Here is a 237-nt window from a genome sequence, read left to right on the forward strand (position 1 = left end):
GGCGAGGGGGGTATGGAGTGCGGAAGCGAAGCTTCCGCTCGACGCTGAGGGGGCGGCGTGCCGCGCCCCTACACCCCTCTCCCACAAGGTGGGAGAGGGGCGGGGGGTGAGGGCAAAACAGCACGCGCCCTCCCGCACGCAGGCGAGGGGGATATGGAGTGTGGAAGCTTCGCTTCCGCCCAACGCTGAAGCTGACGCTTCAGCACTCCATAGGGTCGGCGCACTGCGTGGGAGAGG

This window comes from Synechococcus sp. RC10B2, from assembly GCF_047502635.1.